This window comes from Fervidobacterium changbaicum (assembly GCF_004117075.1).
In the GTDB taxonomy this organism is placed as follows: domain Bacteria; phylum Thermotogota; class Thermotogae; order Thermotogales; family Fervidobacteriaceae; genus Fervidobacterium; species Fervidobacterium islandicum.
The window spans coordinates 2051911-2072413 of sequence record NZ_CP026721.1 but is presented as its reverse complement, the minus strand read 5'-3'; the positions used below and the strand labels follow the sequence as shown (position 1 = coordinate 2072413).

The window sequence follows — 20503 nt, the reverse complement described above, 5'->3', positions numbered from 1 at the left end:
TTTTGTTTTTATCTTATATCTCCCCAAGTAGTATATCGGCAAGGACTCCTATATCTCTTGCTATCAGATGTGGTTTTATCGGGCTTTTTTGAACCTGTTCCACGGTGGCTTCTCCAGTTAGCACCAACACCGTCCAAGTGCCTGCTTGTATGCCTGCAAGTATATCCGTGTACAATCTGTCACCAACCATACAGGTCTCTTCTTTGCTCACGTTGTTATGCCTTATTACCATCTCAAGTAGCTTTGGTTCTGGTTTGCCAAAAATTATGTTGGGATAAGCTCCTGAAGCTTTTCTAATGAGGGACGCGATTGCACCTGCATCTGGAAGAGGACCTTCGGAGGATGGACAATTGAGGTCTGGGTTGGTGACAACAAAAAGTGCACCTTTCGAAATAAACTGAGTGGCCTTTTTGACCTTTTCGTAAGTCAGAGTCTTATCGAAAGTTACCACGACCACCTCTGGATCTTCCTCAACAACCGAATGACCGAGTCTTGAAAATTCGTACTTTATATCCTCTGTTCCAACAATGTATACTTTTTTCGGGCCGAATTCTTCGTACAGATACTCTGCGGTAGCAACACCTGCGGTAACTATCTGGTCTCTTGTAAGTTTTATTCCCATTTTTGAAAATTCATCGATGTAACTATCTATAGTTCTATTAGAGTTGTTTGTGAGGAAAACAAGCTTTTTACCAAGCTTTTCAAGTGCCTCTACAAATTTCTTTGAACCGTCGAAAAGTCTTCCGCTCAAGTAAAAAGTCCCATCGATGTCTAATATGAAAAGCTTACAATTCTTGATGTTTTCCTTTCCTTTTTCTTTGATTTCCTGAAATTTCAGCATCTCTCTGCTGTTCTCTAATGTCTCCATCTTTGTTTACCTCCCACATTTTTTCAATATCGTCTATTTTCATAATTATACCATACCTTTGAACGGTTTTTGGAAAACGTAGGAAAAGGTGGTATAATTATTGCAAGTCCCAGCTATCCCGCTTGAGGAGGTGGTATTATGAAGTTCTTTGTTTTTGGGTTGCTAATATTCATGTCTCTCTTTTCCGTATTATACGCTGAAGAAAGTGATTTTGTCTTAAGTATCATTCCTCAGCACAAAGAAGGCTTGTTCGTCGAGTTCACATCGATCGGCTTTTCAACAGGGAACATGGAAGTCTCAACCCAGCCGATATTGGATATCCTTGGTTTGTTCAACTTTAGAATAAGAAACTACGCCACAGACTACACAATTTTTAACAGTGATACATTTTTTATCGATCCATTCTTTGTCAGTAAGGTATACGCTCGTCAAAACGTTCCAGAAGAAGTGCAGTTGTACATTATACTCAACTCAACGTATATTCACAACAACACAACTTTCGGACCTTTGATTTTTAGACCTCACCTCCAAGCGATTTCAGGGGCCGTTATTCTACCTTCTCAGAACAGCTGGGTTGCAGGTGTTATCAGCCGCGGTTTTGTCAGTGCTGGCTTCCTTCTAACGAAGAACTTGGAATTATTTACACTAATCGAAAGTGGTGTTTTGGTTAACGTTTGGACATCACAAGAAAAACCTGAAGATTGGGAGACTGTACTGAACGAGGCAAGGCAAAAATCACTTTACGTCACTGCGAGAGTTGGCGGTATTTGGTACTACGATAGATATTCAGGTATCGAATTAGGTTACAGGTTCATCATTCACGGCGCCGACAGCCCCTTACGATTCGTTCAAGGCTATTCACTGAACGACTTGTTGTACAACTACTTTAACGCCCTGTACTACACAAGTCCGGAACAACAAATATCAATACCTTTTATAACCACAGACTATTATCTTAGCTTTTCAACAAAATTTTGAAAACGGTGAGTTATCTGCTCTGGTTTGTGAAAAAAGTACTTTATGAAATTAAGCATAGAGCTAAAAATGTTTGTGAAAACCAAAATTAGCCGTAAAAGAACACATATCTTTGATTTTTGTGTAAAATCAAAGCATTTGTAACTTGTGAATTTTTTATTTATGTGGTAGAATACAATTAGACTTATTTTCTGCTATCATTATACGGAGGTGGGTGGCCGATGGTAACTATCTATATCAACGACAAGCCTTATCAAGTTCCAGAAAACAAAACAGTCCTCGAAGCGGCAGCTGACTTAGGTTTCAAAATTCCAACGCTTTGTCACCATCCAGAACTCGAACCAATTGGTGCGTGCAGAATCTGTGTTGTTGAGATCGAAGGAGCAAGAACACTCCAACCTGCGTGTACAACAAAAGTCGCAGATGGGATGAAGATAAAGACAAACACAGAAAGAGTAGAAAGCGCCGTAAGGTTCAACCTCTCTTTGATAATGTCCAACCATCCTCACGAATGTATGTACTGTGAAGCAGATGGTCGCTGTGAATTGCAAAAGCTTGTTCACATGTACGATGTGCAACCAATATTTGGTGTAAATGTTGCTCTAGATAAAGAAATCGATATGAGCAGTCCATCTGTTCACAGGGACCTTTCGAAATGTATTAAATGTCAAAGATGCGTTAGAGTCTGTAGTGAGATACAGGGCATGAATATCTACTCGATGATTGAACGTGGATATGAATCTCTTCCTGAAACCGAATTCGGTATCCCGCTTTATGAGACGGATTGTATCAGCTGCGGTCAGTGTGCTAATCTGTGTCCAGTAGGTGCAATTTACGAAGCACCAGATTGGAAGAAAGTTTGGAAAATGCTTAACAGTAAAGAACCTGGTAAAGTATACGTTGCACAAACAGCTCCATCCGTTAGAGTTGCAATAGGTGAGGAATTTGGAATGGAGCCTGGGACAATAAGCACGGGAAAGATGGTAGCGGCAATAAGAAGGCTTGGATTTGATTACGTCTTCGATACGAACTTTGCAGCAGACCTTACCATAATGGAGGAAGGCTACGAACTCATTCATAGACTCCAAAACGGTGGAAAATTCCCCATGTTTACAAGCTGCTGTCCAGGTTGGGTAAATGAAATGGAAAAAGAATGGCCAGAACTTAGAGAACACCTCTCAACGGCGAAATCTCCACAGCAGATGATGAGCTCCGTTGTCAAGACATACTTCGCACAGAAAATTGGAGTTAAGCCAGAAGATATCGTAATGGTCTCTATCATGCCGTGTACAGCTAAGAAGGACGAAATCACCAGACCTCAGCAACTTGTAGACGGAATCAAAGTAACAGATTACGTAATCACAACAAGAGAACTTGGAAAACTCATCAAACTCAAAGGCATTCCATTTGTCAACTTGCCCGAAGAACAGTACGACAACCCACTTGGTACATCAACTGGTGCGGGTGCGCTGTTTGGTGTTACCGGTGGTGTTATGGAAGCAGCCCTCAGAACCGCTTACGAAGTTCTGACCGGAGAAAAATTGCCAAAACTTGTCTTCGACAGCGTACGTGGTCTTGACGGTGTGAGAGAGGCTGAAATTGATATCAAAGGTAAGAAAATAAAGGTTGCTGTTGCCCACGGTATGGCGAACGTGAAGAGACTGCTTAGAGAAATGAAGGAAGGTAAGAGGTACTACGACTTCGTTGAAATAATGGCCTGTCTCGGTGGTTGTATCGGTGGCGGCGGTCAGCCCAAGAGCCTTGATCCAGACATCCTCAAGAAGCGCGCACAGGCAATCTACACGATCGACGAGCTAAGCGTGTTGAGAAGGTCTCACGAAAACCCGGATATCATAAAGCTGTACGAAGAGTTCCTCGAAAAACCAAACAGCCACATCGCACACCACTTGCTCCATACGCATTACACAGATAGGTCAAAGGCTGTTAGAAAAGCACAAAAACAAAAGGAAACTGAAAAGGTAAACTAAGAAAGTCAATTTGCAAAAGCCGGTGTGCTCCAAAGCACATCGGCTTTTTATTTAAATGCACCGAAAAAGTGAAAAAACACACAAATTTAGCATACATTTCCTAATATTGTACAAAATTCAACTAACATTATAAAATTCTCACTTGCATTCGTATAAACTTCCGTGGTATAATAAATATGACATGTGAATATTTTCGCTAAGTATTTTGGTAAGCTTTCTGAGGTGAAGGAGCAAAGCGCTCTGACACCAAGGAAAGAGGGATAGGAAGTAAAGGTTGTACGTACTGTCTTAAATGAATTAGCGCATTTCTTACGCATCGCATCATTTTCTTGGTGGCTGATTATCCCTCTTTCCTTGGTTCAAAGGAAAGAGGGATTTTTGTTTATCTCGCCGTTGTCAAATCACTTGGAGGTGAACAATTGTGGAGGAAAGGTACTATACCGTTGACATCATTGTACACGACAGAGAAAATGCCTACTCAAAAGTAAACGAACTTTTGCACCAGTACGCAGATATTATCAAGCTCAGGGTCGGATACCCTGTTCCGGATGAAAATATCGCAATCGTCTTTCTCATAGTGAAGACAAACAACGATACGATGGGAGCATTCACAGGGAAGTTGGGGAATATAAAAGGCGTGAAGGTCAAAAGTGTAGCTGTTAACTAGAAAAATCTAAGGTTGTTACAGATATGTCGGAGGTGGGAAGTATGTACGTTTTTACAAAAGAAATCGATACTGAAAAGACATTTATTCCTGAGGAAGAGATTTGGGGACTACTCGAGAAGACAAAGAATCCTGACAGGAAGAAAGTTTTGGAAATACTCGACAAGTCGCTGAACAAGAACAGACTTGAACCAGAAGAGGTCGCAACTTTACTCAACGTTGAAGATCCAGAACTGCTTGAAGAAATTTTCCACGCTGCACGCACGCTTAAAGAGCGTATCTACGGCAACAGAATTGTGCTCTTCGCTCCACTGTACATCGGCAATGATTGTATAAACGACTGCGTTTACTGCGGATTTAGAACTTCGAACAGAGAGGTCTACAGAAAGACGCTAACATTTGAAGAACTAAGAAACGAAGTTAAGGCTTTGGTATCAAAGGGACACAAAAGACTTATTGTCGTTTACGGCGAACATCCACGCTACAGCCCTGAATTCATTGCAGAAACTATCCGAATCATATACGAAACGAAAGTTGGAAACGGTGAAATAAGAAGGGTAAATGTCAACGCTGCACCGCAAACTGTAGAAGGCTACAGGATCATCAAAGAGGCTGGAATCGGAACATTCCAGATTTTCCAAGAGACCTATCACCAACCAACATACAAAAAATTACACCCACGAGGTCCGAAATCGAATTACGCTTGGAGACTCTACGGACTTGACCGCGCGATGCTTGCAGGTATCGATGATGTCGGTATCGGTGCACTCTTCGGACTGTTCAACTGGAAATTCGAAGTGATGGGCTTGATATACCATACGATACACCTTGAAGAGCGTTTCGGTGTTGGTCCACACACAATCTCGTTCCCAAGAATTGAACCAGCTGTAGGAAGCGAGATTTCTTACAACCCACCGCACAAAGTTAGCGATGAAGACTTCAAAAAGCTGGTGGCGATAATAAGGCTTGCTGTTCCTTACACGGGTATGATACTCACAGCGCGGGAACCTGCTGATCTGAGAAAAGAAGTACTCAAGATGGGCGTATCACAAATAGATGGAGGTTCGAGCATCGGCATAGGTTCATATTCACAGGATGACCCAGAGAAAGTGAGAAAGAGCCAGTTCATACTCGGCGATAACAGGTCACTTGAGGAGGTAATACAAGACCTGCTCAAGGAAGGATACATACCTTCCTTCTGCACGGCCTGTTACAGGATGGGAAGAACTGGGGAACATTTCATGGAGTTCGCCATCCCAGGCTTTGTCAAGAGGTTCTGTACACCAAACGCACTTTTCACACTAAGAGAATACCTGAACGACTACGCTTCCGAGGAAACCAAAAAGCTCGGTTACGAGCTGATCCAGAAAGAACTCGAAAGGGTCAATAATAGGGACTTGGTTGAAAAATACTTAGAGCGCATCGATAGCGGTGAGAGAGATGTCAGATTTTGAAAGACTCAGCCAAATACTCACTCCTTACGCCCAGCAAATTGGTGCGAAACTCTGGGTATGCGAAAAAATAGGTCGAAGGTTGTCCTGCATCGCAAGAGCAGGTGAAGAAACATACGGGGAAAGTTTTATCGTCTACGAAGACGAAAAGTACGTAGCTTTTTGTGAAAAAAACCTATCAACCGAGGAACGGAGTTTAGTTGCTGAAGCAGTTCTCAGGATAAAGTCATCGAGGTGATTGTTATGATAGACCTAAAGAAGATTCAAAATGTCGACATAGATTACCTAACACACATAATTAGCACTGATAGATACGATGAAGAAATATTCAAGACTGCTGATGAAATCAGAAGAAAGTACGTTGGCGAGGAAGTGCATCTGAGAGGTATAATTGAGTTTTCCAATTACTGCACACAGCATTGTTTGTACTGCGGTTTAAGGGCGGAAAATAAGAACCTTGCAAGGTACAGGATGAGCCCGGAAGAAATTATCGAAAGAGCGAAACTGATAGCACAGCTCGGAATAAAAACTATAGTGCTGCAATCAGGTGAGGATCCGTACTACACAACTGAAATGATGTGCGAAATTATCCAGCAGATAAAAAAGTTGGACGTTGCGATAACCCTGAGTTTGGGCGAAAGAACATTTGAAGAATATAGAATCTGGAAAGAACTTGGTGCAGACAGGTACTTGATGCGCCATGAAACCGCTTCACCGCAGCTGTACGCAAAATTGCATCCTGGGGATTCGCTTGAGAACAGGAAAGCACATCTGTACGAACTGAAAAGGCTCGGTTATGAAACAGGGGCTGGTTTCATGGTTGGATTACCCGGTCAAACACCGTACGATCTTGCCTTAGATCTTGTCTTTCTCAAAGAGCTCGATGCAGACATGATAGGTATAGGACCTTTCATACCAAACCCCGACACGCCATTGAAAGATGCTACCGGTGGCGATTTGCAGACAACCTTGAGAATGATAGCACTTGCAAGGATAGTTGTGCCGACTGCAAATATACCAGCTACAACTGCACTCGGTTCGATTAACCCACTTGGCAGACAGTACGGACTAAAGTACGGAGCGAATGTTATCATGCCAAATCTTACACCCAATCCTTACAGACCAAACTATTCTCTTTATCCGGGTAAGATATGCCTTTTCGAACGAGATACAGCGTGTGTTGAATGCACAAAACATATGATTAAAAGCGTTGGTTTAATAGTAGGCGAGGGTTACGGATACAGAAAGAAAACGGAAAGCCTTGCCGAGCCAGTTAAAAAGTAAAATAAAATGGCGGGAGAATCCCGCCATCGTGAAGTGTGAAAAGTGTGAGAAAAGTAAGCTTAGATTTCGAGTTTCATGTACTTTGCTTGGACACCATCGATAGCGTTGAGTTTTTGACAGAGTTCTTCGTGCTTTGTTTCATCATCGACAAGTTCAAGGATGATAAGACCAACTGGAGAACAATACTGACCTGCGCCTTCATGAAGCCCAAGACGTGTCTTAATGTAGCAACCGTATTCTGTTAACAGTTTCTGAACTTCAACGGCAGCCTGTTCTCGCTTGTCAACAAGAACAGCCATGACAGTTCTTACAGTGATATCTCTTGCCATACTCACACCCCCCGCATTTGTGTGGTACTATAATTATAACAGAAAGAAGTGGACTTTGTCAAAAAAATCACGATGTATGAAACTGAACAAAAGCAAAAGGACTCATAAAAAATTGGAGAGGGGAAGAAGATTGGAAAATATCTGGAAGTATTTAGCAGGAATATTAGTTATATTTATCACATGGACGATACTTTCATTTGCGATAAACTCACAACTGATACTCCCAGATCCACTAACGGTCTTAAAGACCATAATTGAAGAATTTCAAAAAAATGAAGTTCTGAACGCTCTTTTCTTTACACTCTCGAAGATAGCTGTTGTACTTACCGTTACGGTATTCATTGGTGTCTTAATAGGATTTTTCATAGGTCTGAACGACACTGTGTACGACATTTTGAGACCTGGGATACTCGTCATCCAAGCTATTCCGATAGTTACCTGGCTTGCACTCGTTATGTTCATCTGGGGCATAGGCTGGCTTGGACCAGTGATTGTCAGTATATTATCTCTGCTTCCACACACGGTATTGTCGACGGCGGTTGGTATACGAACAACGGATAAGAGATTGATAGAGATGGCGAAAGTATACAGAGTTCCCAGTTCAAAGGTTGTGAGAGATGTATACCTTGGCTCGATTGTTCCTCAGCTTCTGAGTGCTTTGCAAGTTGTTATCGGCAACGTGTGGAAGGTTGTGGTCGTAGCTGAGTACATGTGTGGTGATAAGGGGATTGGTGTACTTATAGCCTGGGCGAGACAGTCGGTCGCTGTTGAAAAAGTATATGCGTACACAGCGGTTATCATACTCATGGGTCTTGCAGTAGAAAACATCCTGAACCATTTTGTTAAGAAAGTTCTAAAGAATTGGGAGCTGGTTTAATTGGATGCATTTGAAGAAATCTTAAAAGTAACATCAGTAAGCAAGAGCTATGGAAAACTCAAAGTTATTGAAATGATATCCTTTGATTTAAAAAAGGGCGAATCGATAGCACTGCTTGGACCTTCAGGATGTGGAAAAACGACGTTGATTCGCATCATCGCAGGTTTGATCGATGAATACGAAGGAACTGTTGATAACAAAGCTCAAAGGATTGGCTACGTTTTCCAAGAACCAAGGCTGATACCATGGAGAACTGTTGTTGAGAATCTCAAGTTTGTCTCAGAAGACGAGGAAAGGATCTTCACTATCTTAGACATATTGAAATTAAGGGATTTTGCTAACTACAAGCCATCAAAATTAAGCGGTGGGATGAGGCAACGTGTAAACCTTGCGCGAGCTTTGATGATACAACCTGAGTTGCTCTTATTAGACGAACCATTCGCATCGTTGGATATCCATTTAAAGATTTCGATAATCTCGGATATAATCGATAGAAAAAAAGATATGAACTTTGCGATGATTGTAGTAACACACGATGTTAGAGAAGCACTATTGCTTGCAGACAAAATTTACGTGCTGAGTGATAAACCGAGCAAGATTGTTGAGGAGATCGACGTTTCCGGTATACCTAAGAACATATCAAATCCTGAATTTTATAAAGCGGAATCTGAAATTCTTTCAAAAATTTTAGGGAGGTGGAGTGGATGAGAGGTATTAAGCTTTTGAGAAAAGTTGTTGTTTTTGTGTCGGTTTTGATTACAGTGGCGATCTTTGGAGTAACGTTCATCAACCCGTTCGGTCCGACGATATTCCCAGTAGCTGGTTTAATTAGCAAAGAGGTAAAGACAGATATGGCACTCGAAATGAAGTTTTGGAAAACGATGGACGAAGCAACAGCTTACATCGTTGCAAAGAAAGTGAACTTTGCGGCTTTGCCGGTAACGTTCGGTGCAAACCTTTATACAAAAGGTATCGACGTAAGGCTTGTCGGAGTCTACAGCTGGAGGTTGTTCTACGTTGTCGCTGCTCCGGATTTCGAATTCAAAGGTTTCCAGAGTTTCAAAGGCGAGAAGATATACACTGCTCACGGAAGAGGACAAACAGCAGACGTTGTGCTCAGATTCTTGCTGGTGAGAAATGGACTTGAACCAGACAAAGACGTTACATTCGCTTACGCTCAGCCTCAAGAAATTGTTTCTCTCTTTAACAGTGGAAAGATAAAGATTGCAGCTATCCCAGAGCCATTCGTAACGATGACACTTGCAAAGGGAAAGATAATTATGGACTTACAAGATGAATGGAACAAAGCAACTGGTTTTAAATTCGGTATACCAATCACAGGATTGTTTGTAACTGGAAAGTTGATAGATTACCCACAGACGGTGAAACTCTTTGAAAAATCCTTCAAAGAAAGCCTTGCGTGGTCGTACAAAAATGTAGACAAAGCTGTTGAAATCACAAGCAGACAGCTTGGAATACCTGCAAATGTCTTAAAAACCTCGCTTGACAGAAGCCAGTACAATTACATCTCTGCTGCACAGTGCAAAGACGAAGTCCTTGCTTACCTTAAGAAGTTGAACGAACTGTATCCTGACGGTATGCCAAAGGTACCCGATGAGAAATTCTTCTACGTAGTAAAGTAAGCTCACTCAATCGGAGGTGTGGTAATTGCTACCAACAAGTGGCTTTAGGAAGTTCATTTCTATAGTAGGAAGAAGGAATGTCGGTAAGTCTTCTTTCATGAACGCACTAACAGGACAGGACATTTCCATAGTTAGTGATATCCCGGGCACCACCACGGATCCCGTCTACAAAGCGATGGAACTTCATCCTCTTGGACCTGTGACGTTGATAGACACCCCGGGTCTTGATGACGTCGGTGAACTGGGAGAAAAGAGAATTCAAAAAGCGATAAAGGCTTTTTATAAATCCGATGCGGGCATATTGGTGGTAAACGATTACCCAGGCGAGTACGAAGAGAAGATCATTAAACTTTTCAACGAGCTTGAGATTCCATTCATCATTGTTGTCAACAAGGTTGATTTACTAGGAGATAAAGCTTACGATATTGCACGTGAGTACGAATCGCTCTACCACACAAGAGTTTTCTTAGTTAGCTCGCTAAAACGAGAAGGATTAGATGAAATCGGCAAAGCGCTCAACGAACTTATTCCATCAGATGAGGAACTGCCATTTGTACCGAGATTCGTCGACGCTGGTGATACCGTTGTGCTGGTTGTTCCTATTGACATTGCCGCACCAAAAGGAAGACTCATAATGCCGCAAGTTCATGCTATTAGAGAAATTCTCGACAGGAACGCGGTAGCTATCGTTACGAAAGAAACAGAACTCAAGCATGCATTGGAAAAACTCAACGAACCACCGAAGCTTGTTATAACCGACTCCCAAGCGGTAATGAAAGTTGCATTGGACGTTCCACAAGACATACCACTGACAACCTTCTCGATACTCGAAGCGAATTACAGAGGAGACATTAGGTATTTCGTTGAAAGCGTGTACAAAATAGAAGAACTGCAAGATGGTGATACAGTTCTCATCATGGAAGGTTGTACGCACAGGCCGTTAAGTGAAGATATCGGACGCGTAAAAATCCCCAGATGGCTTATAAACCACACAGGTGCGAACGTGAATTTCAAAGTGTGGGCTGGTGTTGATTTACCAGAATACGAGGAAGTAGCCGACGCAAAACTCGTTATCCACTGCGGCGGTTGTGTAAATACGCGTAATCAGATGATGCGAAGGGTTAGAATGTTCAAAAGACTTGGCATCCCGATGACGAATTACGGTATCGTAATCTCGTACATGCACGGAGTACTTGAAAGAGCACTCGCACCACTCGGGATTGAGGTCGAGTCTAAAGCTGTTAATAAGTAACTCTTGTCGAAAAACGACGCTGGACGTTGAAGCTAAAGACACTCTCGTGTCTTCAGACATGAGTAACAGTTAGTATGTCAGACAGTTGTGCTATCATAATCATTGTTCTGACTTGACGCACATGACAACAGATGTTGGAATATACGTACCATGTTAATCTCGCGTAGGGGTGTTGCTAGTGGCTCATCTTCATAGAGGCAGAGGTTACGTTTATTCCATTCAATACCATATCGTCTGGTGCGTTAAGGACAGACTTAAAATCCTTACCGGCGAAATAGAACACAAGCTAGTTGATAGTCACGTACAGATATAGGATATATCCAAACAAGCAACAAAAACTACAACTTTCCAAAACATTCGGCTGCACAAGATTTGTGTGGAACTATTTTCTTGCTTGGAGAGAGGAAAGATATAAAGAACAAAAACTCGCAACCACTGAGGCTGAGTGTAGAAAACACCTAAATAGCGTACTCAAAGAGCAGTATCCTTGGCTTAGGGAAGTTGATAAATTTGCTCTGGAAGATGCATTGATAAGATTGGATAAAGCTTATCAAAGGTTTTTCAAAGGTCAAGCTAACAAGCCACGTTTTAAGAAAAAGAAGTCGCACAGGTTTTCATACACGACGTATTCTACAAACAACAACATCCAGATTGATTTCGGAGTTATGGCAAAAGATAAGACTAAGAACCGCTGTTGGGGGAAAATAAGACTACCAAAACTTGGTTGGATTAAAGCTCGAATACACAGAACGTTCAACGGTAAGATAAAGACTGCAACAGTTACGTTACTTCCCAGTGGACACTACTACGTTTCAATCGCTGTTGAGGTTGATAAAGTTAATAACAAAAACCAAACACCAGAACCAATCAACTATGCAGTTGCACTCGACCTTGGGCTTAAAAGTTTCTACGTGGATAGCAACGGTAATCGTGTCGAAGCACCGAAGGTGCTTGCTAAATATGAGAAAAAACTAAAGAAACTGCAAAAAGATTTATCAAGAAAGAAAGTAAAAAGCAAGAACTTTGAGAAAGCAAGAATCAAACTTGCTAAGTTGCATCAGAAAATATCAAATATCAGAGATGATTTTCTGGAGAAATTATCCTTGCAGGTGATTAACGAAAACCAAGTTATCATCTGCGAGGAGCTGAGGGTTAAGAATCTGGTAAAGAACGGACGGCTCGCAAAGAGTATACATGATGCATCATGGTCGAAATTTTTGCAAATGCTCAAATACAAGGCCATGAGACGAAGCAGGATTTTCATGCAGGTATCGCCCAATTTTCCATCATCACAAAAATGCAGTGATTGTGGATACAAGAACGAAGAAGTGAAAGAGCTGAGTGTGAGAGTTTGGGAGTGTCCAAGCTGTGGTAGTGTACACGACAGAGATTTCAATGCGGCGAGGAATATTCTAGCAGAAGGGCTAAAGTTGCTTGTTGATAAACCCGTAGGGCTGGGACGGTCCGAGCCGGAAGGCGATGCCTGTGGAGGCGAGACCTCTACTATTAGTGGCATACCACTGGTAGCAAGTCTTGTCAGTGAAGCAGGAAGCTCGTGACTTCAGTCATGAGCGATTCACAAACAAACCTGTATGACGTATCTAAGCAACTGAACTGCTCGCTCAAAAGGAAGGCATATAAAGAAATGATTTGATAAGAAATAAGCGACTCAAAAAGATGGTTGGAATGTGATAGATAAGAAGAGCAAAAACACAAAGGGCATCCGAAGGTGATGCCCTTAATTTTTTTGAGCGACAAAAAACAAATGTTCTGCTTCATTTATCAGATGTCTGCCATATTTTATGCTTAATTCCAGACTCGGAAAACTCGCAAGAGCCGTGAGCTCAACAACTTCAAAGCTGTATGCTTCAAATAACTCATCGAGTTCAGAAGGTTTAAACGGATGCGCTTCAAAAGTCCCAAATTCGGAACCTATCGTGAGTCGTTGATGCTTTTCCAGATACTCGTAGTCATCCCAAGAACCATACACGATAACATCTTTAACGTATGAATAATAGTTATCAACTGTTCCAAAAACAAATGCCCCTTTCTTGGCTGCCTTTTGGATGTTTTTCATGGTCCTATGAATATCCTGCACGTAACTTAGCACATCCCCGAGGAGAAACACAACATCAAACTGACCATCGAGTGGATAGTAGCTTCCTATATCTTCAGCAAAGCAATTCAGAAATTCAATCCTTCCATCAACTTCATTGGATAGTACACTTTTCAATCTAACCTTTGCTTTTTCAATCATATTCTTAGAAGGTTCCACACATACCACACTTGCACCTTTTCTATTAGCCCAGGCACTCCAAAAACCTGTTCCGCATCCCACATCAAGAACATGCTTATCTGACAATGTGGGCAAGTACTTGTTTATTTCAAACACGATTTGCTTTTTAGCAATATTCCAATAAGTGCCTTCGTACATCGCATCGTACATGTTAGCTATGTAATCGTAGTATTCACTTGAATTTTTAAATTTTCTCATACAACGCGCTCCTGATGACTAGTGAATGATTAATTGCCAAATGCATTCGCTATGGCAAAAATCTCAGTAGCTTAATTCAGAACAAGAAACCTTTAATGTTCCTAAGAATTAGTATATGGGCTGCCAAAAACCCATGTTAATATTAATAAATCCGTTTGTATTGATTGTATCCATTCCTTGGTCTGTTTACTATCTTAAGTATCCTAAATCCTTTTTCTGGAATATCTATCTTCATTATTCCCCCTGTTATCCAGAATTCTTCGTTTGTAATCAAATCAACAAAGCATGTGCCGGCAAGTACTCTACCATCGGGAAGCGAGATATTAAGCTCTGCCCTTTTGCCTTTATTTACCGCCACTATTATTCCATCCAAAACATGCGGTGTGCGTCTGTAAAACACCAGAGGTTCCTCGTTAAGTACTTCGAACGTACCAATCTTAAGTGCGGTTTGCGCTTTTCGAATTGCGATGAGCTTTTTATAGAACTCCCTTAAATCCGTGTCCCATTCTTTTTCGTTCCACTTCATCGTTGCACGACATTCCGGATCGTTTCCACCTTCAAGCCCGATTTCTGTGCCGTAGTAAATCACGGGCACTCCGGGATAAGTGAATTGCAGGACTATCGCCAGTTTTCGCAGTTGTTTGTCGGGTATCACAGTAGCAAGCCTTTCTGTGTCGTGGCTATCGAGCATGTTCCAGCAACCGTAGATATTCGGAGTGTCGTTGTACGCACTTTGCAGTGCCTTTGCCAAGTTGTTGAACTCACCTTTCAGGTAAGCAATTACGGAATTTCTGAAGTGATAATTCATTATTCCATCGACCATGTACCAGTTCGATGGATAGTTCCACGTTTCTGTGACAACGTATTTATCAATCGAAATCTCTTTTGCGGTCTTTGTAATCAACGCATTGTTCACATATCCCAAATCGTATCCGACGTCCAGTCTCCAACCATCGATACCTTTTCTCAGATAGTGCTCAACAACACTTAGAATGTACTCCATCACTTCAACTTCCTCAAGGTGCCATTCGGGGAGAGCCTTGTGTCCGTACCACGCTCTGTGACCATCTTTGTGAATCGCGAATTTGCTAACATGCCTTCTATCACCTTTCAGTGCTTTTTTGAACCACGGATTCTCGCTACTAAGATGATTAAATACACCGTCCAGTATGAGTCTAAACCCCTCCTCTTTGGCTTTATTAACGTAGTACCTAAAAGCCCGTTCCCCTCCGAATTGTGGATCAATTCTCATGTAGTCTATCGCATCGTATTTGTGATTTGATGGGGAGAGGAATATAGGATTTGTGTAAATCACATTAACACCGAGGTCTTTTAGATAATCGAGCTTCTCTGCAATTCCCCAAAGGTCTCCGCCGTAGAAATCCTTCACGTGTTCTGCCTTATCCTTTCTCTTTGGTGGGACATCCCAATCCACGATCCTCCCGCCACGTTTTGCGTAAAGCTTTGCTTTATCATGAACAGTTTTTCCCTTACCTATAGCAAACCTGTCGGGGAAGATTTGGTAGATAACACCTTCGTAGACCCAGGATGGTATTGGATAGAGTTGTTGAGTTTGGTAACCTTGGTTAATTCTGTCAAACATCTTTGTTTCCTCCTCAGTTAGAATTTGGTTCTAAAAAACCTGCCGCTCAAAATTATACCATTCCAGTTCTTCGAAATCTACAGAATTTTCAACATTCCCAACAGAGGTTCTTCACATTTCACGTTTGTGTTGTATAATATGCTAGAAACTTAAGTTAGAATAAGCCGGGTTAGACCGGCTAAACAAAAAAGTAAGACTCAAAAACGTGGGGGGAGTGATGGTTGTATGGGCAACTTTTTGAGCCGCACATTGGCAGTGATTAACGATTTTTCGGTTGAAGAACAGCTCTTTCTGTACCAGTCAACAAAGCGATTGAAAGAGAAGATCAAAAACAAAGAAGACGTTTCGGAATTTGAAATTAAACGTAACACAGGGATTTACATCGTATTTGTAGAACCTTCTACCCGAACGAAAGAATCCTTCATAAACGCTGCAAAATTCCACAGAAGCGCTAAAGTGAACATATTTGATTCAGAACACTCCTCTTTTAACAAGCAAGAAAGCTACGTCGATACGTTCAATATGCTGACAGGCTACAGCGAGTACTCCATTTTTGTACTGAGAACAAGGCTTGAGGGTGTTGTAAGACTACTTGAGAGAAAGGTTGGAGAGTTTGCCGATAGGCACGGTATTTTAAGACCCGCGTTCATCAACGGTGGAGATGGCAAACACGAACATCCTACCCAAGAACTTCTCGATGAATACACCTTCCTCGAACACAACAAATTTGATAATTCCCATATTAGAATAGCTCTCGTTGGTGATTTACTCCACGGAAGAACTGTCCACTCCAAAGCTGATGGCTTAAAGGTTTTCAAAAACGTCGAAGTTGACTTGATCGCCCCACCTGAATTACAAATGCCAGATGGGTACGTGCAGAAAATGAAACGAAACGGTTTTGAAGTTAGGCAATTCTACTCATTAGATGAGTACTTGAGCTACGGAAATCCGGCAAAGATATGGTACTTCACCCGCCTGCAATTAGAAAGGATGGGTGAAGACATCCTTGAAAAAGAGAAATTCTTAAGAAAAGCTGTGACATTCAGACAAGATATGCTCGACAAAATTCCAGAAGGCACAAAATTCTACCATCCTCTGCCAAGACCGAAATTCAACCCTGAAATTCCCACATTCCTTGATACACTTCCTTTGAACGGTTGGGAAGAGCAAGCGATAAACGGATACTATGTACGAATAGTGCTTCTTTCCATGCTTGGAGGTGCGCTTGAAGCACCGTTTGATACAGCAAAATCTGAACAGCAAGAGGAAGAAAACTTCATAATCCCAGCACCGATTGTTGATGGGACGAAAGGTGTTCTGAAAGAAGGAAAACGTGGCATCAAACCAATCGAAAATGGGACGGTTATTGACCACATTGCGAAAGGAAAATCGCAGGAAGAAATATACAACACGATAGTAAAGATAAGGAAAATACTCAAGCTTTACGATGTTGACAGTGCAGATGGTATCTTCAAATCTGCCGACGGTAGCTACAAAGGATACATCAGCCTGCCGGACAGATACCTGTCATTCAAAGAGATCAAGAAACTTTCCGCCATTTCTCCAAATACTACGGTTAATATCATCAAGAATTCGAGAGTTGTTGAAAAATACAGAATCCACCTACCACCACGCATATACGGTTTTGAAGAGATTGGTTGCAAAAATGAAAACTGTATAACCAATCCTGCACACAGTGAAAATGTAACCGCTTCGTTTGTTCAAATCGATGGAAAGTTCGTTTGTGAATACTGCGAAACACCACACGAATACCACGAAATATGGAGAATTTGAAAAAGACGAAAAAATTTAAAGCCCCCAAATCGGGGGCTTTTTAAATTCACTATCTTGACTAATTACAAACCTGCCTTATCCAAGAACGCTTGCCATTATCTTTGCAAGTTCTACAAAGCTTTCCTTCAAACTTGCACCACCAACGAGTGCACCATCGATATCGGGTTTGACAAAAAGACCGAAGAAGTTCTCTGGGGTTACGCTACCACCGTAAAGGATTGTCACCGACTGAGCAACTTCGCCTCCGTACATTTTTTCAAGTAGTGCTCTCACAAATTCATGAGCTTCCTGAGCTTGCTCTGGGGTTGCGACAACACCAGTTCCTATTGCCCAGACTGGTTCGTATGCGATTACAACTTTCTTGACATCTTCTGCACTTATTCCATACAAACCTTCTCTAACTTGTTTTTCAAGAACACAGAACGTCAAACCTTTTTGCCTTTCTTCAAGAGTTTCGCCTATACAGAATATTGGAGTCAAGCCTTCTGCGAGTGCTTTTTTCACCTTTTTGTTAATTAACTCGTCCGTTTCTCCGAAAATTCTTCTTCTTTCGCTGTGCCCGATTATAACCGCTTGAACTCCGATTTCTTTAAGCATCTTCGGTGATACTTCACCTGTGAATGCTCCACTATCTTCAAAGTACATATTTTGCGCTGCCAGTTTTATATTACTCGATGCAACAACTTCTCGAACTCTATCGAGCGCCACAAAAACAGGGGCAATGTATATATCAAAAGAATTAAACCCAGCGAACGCATTGGTCAAAGTGTTGGCAAACAGCTGCGCTTCGCTGGGTGTTTTATTCATCTTCCAATTTCCAGCGAGAATGAATCTCCTATTGGTTATTTTTTTTTATTCGCAATTGATACTATACCGGGCAACTCTTTTCCTTCGAGGAATTCGAGTGATGCACCGCCACCCGTTGATACGTGGCTGAATTTCTTTTCAAGACCAAACTGAGCAACTGCTGCTGCGCTGTCGCCACCGCCAACTACTGTTGTTACGCCTTTTTCGGTGAGAGATGCAATGAACTCTGCAACCGCTTTTGTACCAGTTGCGAAATCTTCGATTTCAAACACACCAAGTGGTCCGTTCCATACAACTGTCTTCGCATCTGCAAGTTTCGACTTGATTAGTTCGATACTTGCAGGACCGATGTCGTAGCCAGCCCAACCTTCTGGGATACCTTCTTCGCAAGTGAAGACCTTCTTCTCAACACCGGCTTCCATCTTCTGAGCACAAACTGCGTCTGTTGGAATAACAAGTTCGACACCTTTTTCTTTTGCCTGTTCAAGGAGTTGTTTTGCAAGTTCAATTTTATCTTCTTCAACAAGAGAGTTTCCCGTTTGTTTGCCGAGAGCTCTCCAGAATGTGAACATCATAGCGCCACCGATGATTATCCTATCGGCTTTGTTGAGTAAGTTTGTTATGACGCCTATCTTATCGGAAACCTTTGCACCGCCAAGGACAACCACGTATGGCTTATCAGGATTAAGTGTTGCTTTGGAAAGGAACTTAATTTCCTTTTCCATTAAAAATCCAGCAACGGATGGAATGTATTGAGCGATTCCAACATTACTTGAGTGTGCTCTGTGAGCTGTACCGAATGCATCGTTCACGTGGATATCAGCAAGGCTTGCCCATTTTCTTGCGAGTTCCAAATCGTTCTTTTCTTCGCCTGGGTCGAATCTTGTGTTTTCCAACATTAAAACTTCGCCTTCTTTTAATTCTGCAACTGCCTTTTCAACTTCTTCGCCGTACAATGCTGGAACAAACTTTACTTCTTTACCAAGAAGTTCAGAAAGTCTTTCTGCAACTGGTTTCAATGAGTATTTTGGATCTGGACCGCCCTTCGGTCTGCCAAGGTGGGAAAGGAGAATTACCTTTGCACCGTTATCAAGGGCATACTTTATTGTTGGAAGCGCTTCAACTATTCTTGTATCGTCAGCAACTTTTCCATCTTTCAAAGGAACGTTAAAGTCAACTCTCATTATCACCCTTTTACCTTTGAGATCAACATCCCTAATCGTGAGCTTTTCCATTCTCGACACCTCCTGAGCCTAAGGTATTTTACATTCACATATCAACACCGTACAAAAAAGGGGGACAAGCCCCCTTTATCGGTTTATGAATTAAAGCATTGTTGCAACTTTCTCGATTGTATCGACAACTCTGCAAGTGTAACCGTATTCGTTGTCGTACCAGCTGTAGACTGTTACGAATGTTCCATTCATTACCTTGGTAAGTGTTGCATCGTATATACCTGCGTACGTTGTTCCAACGATGTCTGAACTGACGATAGGATCTTCGTTGTATTTGATAATTCCCTTGAGCCTGCCCTCTGTTGCTTCTTTGACTTTTGCGTTGACTTCTTCGGCTGTTGTTGCCTTTTCAACCTGGACGCTGAGAACGGAGATGGAACCATCTGGAGTTGGAACTCTCAGTGCCATACCGTCGAGTTTACCCTTGACTTCTGGAACGACAAGTGCAACAGCTTTTGCAGCACCTGTTGTTGTTGGGATGATGTTCAAAGCGGCTGCTCTTGCTCTTCTGAGGTCTTTGTGTGGGAGGTCAAGAACTCTCTGGTCGTTTGTGTAGCTGTGGACTGTTACAAGGTATCCTGTTACTATTCCAAATGCGTCATTGATGACCTTAACTATTGAAGCGATGGAGTTTGTTGTACAGGATGCACAGGAGATAATCTGGTGTTCTGGTTTGAGTTGTTCCTCGTTACAACCAAAGACTACGGTGATGTCTTCTCCTTTTGCTGGAGCTGTGATGATAACTTTCTTAGCACCAGCTTGGATGTGTTTCATCGCGCCGTCTCTTTCTGTGAACTTACCTGTTGATTCAACAACTACGTCAACACCGAGGTCTTTCCATGGAAGGTTTGCTGGGTCTTTTTCGGCAAATACTTTTATAGCCTTACCGTTAACATACATCACGTCGCCCTCTACCTTAACTTCGCCAGGAAATTCCCTGTGGACTGAGTCGTATTTGAAAAGGTGTGCCAATGTTACTGGGCTATCCAAATCGTTAATAGCAACTACTTCAACTGAACTGTTGCGGCGAATGAGTTCTCTAAGAACAAGTCTTCCGATCCTTCCAAAACCGTTGATAGCTATCTTCATCTTTCTCCCTCCTTCGTAGTGTTAGTGCGAATTTCTCATGCTCGTGAAAAATTGTACAATATAAATATTACATTTGCAAGGTACGGGAAGTTAAATTTTTTGAATATTTTTCAAAGTTTTCGTACTGGTGAAAAAAGTCAATCCAAAGTA

General features: G+C 41.9%; 20 protein-coding genes. 13 read left to right on the top strand and 7 right to left on the bottom strand.

Annotation, left to right across the window (positions count from 1 at the left end; translation table 11 throughout):
* Positions 1–13 precede the first annotated feature (13 nt).
* Positions 14–868 (bottom strand): HAD-IIA family hydrolase, encoded by an 855-nt coding sequence (locus tag CBS1_RS09440; RefSeq protein WP_084384009.1) that lies wholly within the window; start codon positions 866–868, stop codon positions 14–16.
* A 138-nt stretch (positions 869–1006) separates the two neighbouring features.
* Here CBS1_RS09440 and CBS1_RS09435 point away from each other — a divergent pair, with 138 nt between their 5' ends.
* The 6 genes from CBS1_RS09435 to hydE all read left to right on the top strand — a co-directional run bounded on the left by CBS1_RS09435 (position 1007) and on the right by hydE (position 7230).
* On the top strand, positions 1007–1846 hold the full coding sequence (locus CBS1_RS09435; protein ID WP_090222818.1) for a hypothetical protein: 840 nt from the start codon (positions 1007–1009) through the stop codon (positions 1844–1846).
* A gap of 218 nt (positions 1847–2064) precedes the next feature.
* Positions 2065–3831: an NADH-dependent [FeFe] hydrogenase, group A6 gene (locus tag CBS1_RS09430; protein WP_033191338.1), complete on the top strand. Its 1767-nt coding sequence runs from the start codon at positions 2065–2067 to the stop codon at positions 3829–3831.
* Between the two features lie 421 nt (positions 3832–4252).
* On the top strand, positions 4253–4498 hold the full coding sequence (locus CBS1_RS09425) for a TM1266 family iron-only hydrogenase system putative regulator (RefSeq protein ID WP_033191339.1): 246 nt from the start codon (positions 4253–4255) through the stop codon (positions 4496–4498).
* Between the two features lie 41 nt (positions 4499–4539).
* Entirely contained in the window at positions 4540–5949 is a 1410-nt protein-coding gene (gene hydG / locus CBS1_RS09420; RefSeq protein WP_090222815.1) for a [FeFe] hydrogenase H-cluster radical SAM maturase HydG, read from the top strand.
* Positions 5936–6184, top strand: a complete 249-nt coding sequence (locus CBS1_RS09415; RefSeq protein ID WP_033191341.1) for a hypothetical protein — start codon at positions 5936–5938, stop codon at positions 6182–6184. Before hydG ends, CBS1_RS09415 begins: the two co-directional genes overlap by 14 nt.
* 5 nt (positions 6185–6189) lie before the next feature.
* A complete protein-coding gene (gene hydE / locus CBS1_RS09410; RefSeq protein ID WP_033191342.1) occupies positions 6190–7230 on the top strand; it encodes a [FeFe] hydrogenase H-cluster radical SAM maturase HydE in 1041 nt (346 codons plus the stop codon).
* Positions 7231–7289: 59 nt separating this feature from the next.
* Here hydE and CBS1_RS09405 read toward each other — a convergent pair whose 3' ends face one another.
* Positions 7290–7559 (bottom strand): CPF_0552 family protein, encoded by a 270-nt coding sequence (locus tag CBS1_RS09405; RefSeq protein ID WP_033191343.1) that lies wholly within the window; start codon positions 7557–7559, stop codon positions 7290–7292.
* 130 nt (positions 7560–7689) lie between these two features.
* Here CBS1_RS09405 and CBS1_RS09400 point away from each other — a divergent pair, with 130 nt between their 5' ends.
* From CBS1_RS09400 to tnpB, 6 genes are all read left to right on the top strand, one after another.
* The gene (locus CBS1_RS09400) at positions 7690–8436 is read left to right on the top strand and encodes an ABC transporter permease (protein WP_052107260.1); all 747 of its coding nucleotides are present in this window, start codon (positions 7690–7692) and stop codon (positions 8434–8436) included.
* Positions 8437–9144 (top strand): ABC transporter ATP-binding protein, encoded by a 708-nt coding sequence (locus tag CBS1_RS09395; protein ID WP_033191344.1) that lies wholly within the window; start codon positions 8437–8439, stop codon positions 9142–9144.
* Positions 9141–10079 carry an ABC transporter substrate-binding protein gene (locus CBS1_RS09390; protein WP_052107098.1) on the top strand — a complete coding sequence of 313 codons (939 nt, stop codon included), beginning with the start codon at positions 9141–9143 and terminating at the stop codon, positions 10077–10079. Before CBS1_RS09395 ends, CBS1_RS09390 begins: the two co-directional genes overlap by 4 nt.
* A gap of 25 nt (positions 10080–10104) precedes the next feature.
* Positions 10105–11331 carry a [FeFe] hydrogenase H-cluster maturation GTPase HydF gene (gene hydF, locus CBS1_RS09385; protein WP_033191345.1) on the top strand — a complete coding sequence of 409 codons (1227 nt, stop codon included), beginning with the start codon at positions 10105–10107 and terminating at the stop codon, positions 11329–11331.
* 169 nt (positions 11332–11500) lie between these two features.
* Entirely contained in the window at positions 11501–11644 is a 144-nt protein-coding gene (locus tag CBS1_RS10905; RefSeq protein ID WP_084384008.1) for a transposase, read from the top strand.
* Positions 11622–12890, top strand: coding sequence for an IS200/IS605 family element RNA-guided endonuclease TnpB (tnpB, locus tag CBS1_RS09375; protein ID WP_203225728.1), 1269 nt, complete (start codon positions 11622–11624; stop codon positions 12888–12890). The genes CBS1_RS10905 and tnpB overlap by 23 nt, the downstream gene beginning before the upstream one ends.
* 179 nt (positions 12891–13069) lie before the next feature.
* Here the strand turns inward: tnpB and CBS1_RS09370 are convergent, their stop codons facing one another.
* Together CBS1_RS09370 and aglB are read right to left on the bottom strand one after the other, a co-directional pair.
* The gene (locus CBS1_RS09370; RefSeq protein WP_033191346.1) at positions 13070–13825 is read right to left on the bottom strand and encodes a class I SAM-dependent methyltransferase; all 756 of its coding nucleotides are present in this window, start codon (positions 13823–13825) and stop codon (positions 13070–13072) included.
* 142 nt (positions 13826–13967) lie between these two features.
* On the bottom strand, positions 13968–15428 hold the full coding sequence (aglB, locus tag CBS1_RS09365) for a cyclomaltodextrinase (protein WP_052107099.1): 1461 nt from the start codon (positions 15426–15428) through the stop codon (positions 13968–13970).
* A 225-nt stretch (positions 15429–15653) separates the two neighbouring features.
* On the opposite strand from aglB, the gene CBS1_RS09360 reads away from it, so the two are divergent.
* Positions 15654–17222 carry a bifunctional aspartate carbamoyltransferase catalytic subunit/aspartate carbamoyltransferase regulatory subunit gene (locus tag CBS1_RS09360; protein WP_090222813.1) on the top strand — a complete coding sequence of 523 codons (1569 nt, stop codon included), beginning with the start codon at positions 15654–15656 and terminating at the stop codon, positions 17220–17222.
* Between the two features lie 75 nt (positions 17223–17297).
* Here the strand turns inward: CBS1_RS09360 and tpiA are convergent, their stop codons facing one another.
* The 3 genes from tpiA to gap form a co-directional block, all read right to left on the bottom strand.
* Complete coding sequence (tpiA, locus tag CBS1_RS09355) at positions 17298–18050, bottom strand: triose-phosphate isomerase (RefSeq protein WP_275060694.1); 753 nt, start codon at positions 18048–18050, stop codon at positions 17298–17300.
* A gap of 14 nt (positions 18051–18064) precedes the next feature.
* On the bottom strand, positions 18065–19264 hold the full coding sequence (locus CBS1_RS09350) for a phosphoglycerate kinase (protein WP_033191349.1): 1200 nt from the start codon (positions 19262–19264) through the stop codon (positions 18065–18067).
* Between the two features lie 90 nt (positions 19265–19354).
* Positions 19355–20353 (bottom strand): type I glyceraldehyde-3-phosphate dehydrogenase, encoded by a 999-nt coding sequence (gap, locus tag CBS1_RS09345; protein WP_033191350.1) that lies wholly within the window; start codon positions 20351–20353, stop codon positions 19355–19357.
* Between the last annotated feature and the right edge of the window lie 150 nt (positions 20354–20503).

Coding starts and splice junctions, on each gene's coding strand:
- CBS1_RS09440 (WP_084384009.1), bottom strand. CDS start 868: ATGGAGACATTAGAGAACAGCAGAGAGATGCTGAAATTTCAGGAAATC.
- CBS1_RS09435 (WP_090222818.1), top strand. CDS start 1,007: ATGAAGTTCTTTGTTTTTGGGTTGCTAATATTCATGTCTCTCTTTTCC.
- CBS1_RS09430 (WP_033191338.1), top strand. CDS start 2,065: ATGGTAACTATCTATATCAACGACAAGCCTTATCAAGTTCCAGAAAAC.
- hydG (WP_090222815.1), top strand. CDS start 4,540: ATGTACGTTTTTACAAAAGAAATCGATACTGAAAAGACATTTATTCCT.
- CBS1_RS09415 (WP_033191341.1), top strand. CDS start 5,936: ATGTCAGATTTTGAAAGACTCAGCCAAATACTCACTCCTTACGCCCAG.
- hydE (WP_033191342.1), top strand. CDS start 6,190: ATGATAGACCTAAAGAAGATTCAAAATGTCGACATAGATTACCTAACA.
- CBS1_RS09405 (WP_033191343.1), bottom strand. CDS start 7,559: ATGGCAAGAGATATCACTGTAAGAACTGTCATGGCTGTTCTTGTTGAC.
- CBS1_RS09390 (WP_052107098.1), top strand. CDS start 9,141: ATGAGAGGTATTAAGCTTTTGAGAAAAGTTGTTGTTTTTGTGTCGGTT.
- CBS1_RS09370 (WP_033191346.1), bottom strand. CDS start 13,825: ATGAGAAAATTTAAAAATTCAAGTGAATACTACGATTACATAGCTAAC.
- aglB (WP_052107099.1), bottom strand. CDS start 15,428: ATGTTTGACAGAATTAACCAAGGTTACCAAACTCAACAACTCTATCCA.
- CBS1_RS09360 (WP_090222813.1), top strand. CDS start 15,654: ATGGGCAACTTTTTGAGCCGCACATTGGCAGTGATTAACGATTTTTCG.
- CBS1_RS09350 (WP_033191349.1), bottom strand. CDS start 19,264: ATGGAAAAGCTCACGATTAGGGATGTTGATCTCAAAGGTAAAAGGGTG.
- gap (WP_033191350.1), bottom strand. CDS start 20,353: ATGAAGATAGCTATCAACGGTTTTGGAAGGATCGGAAGACTTGTTCTT.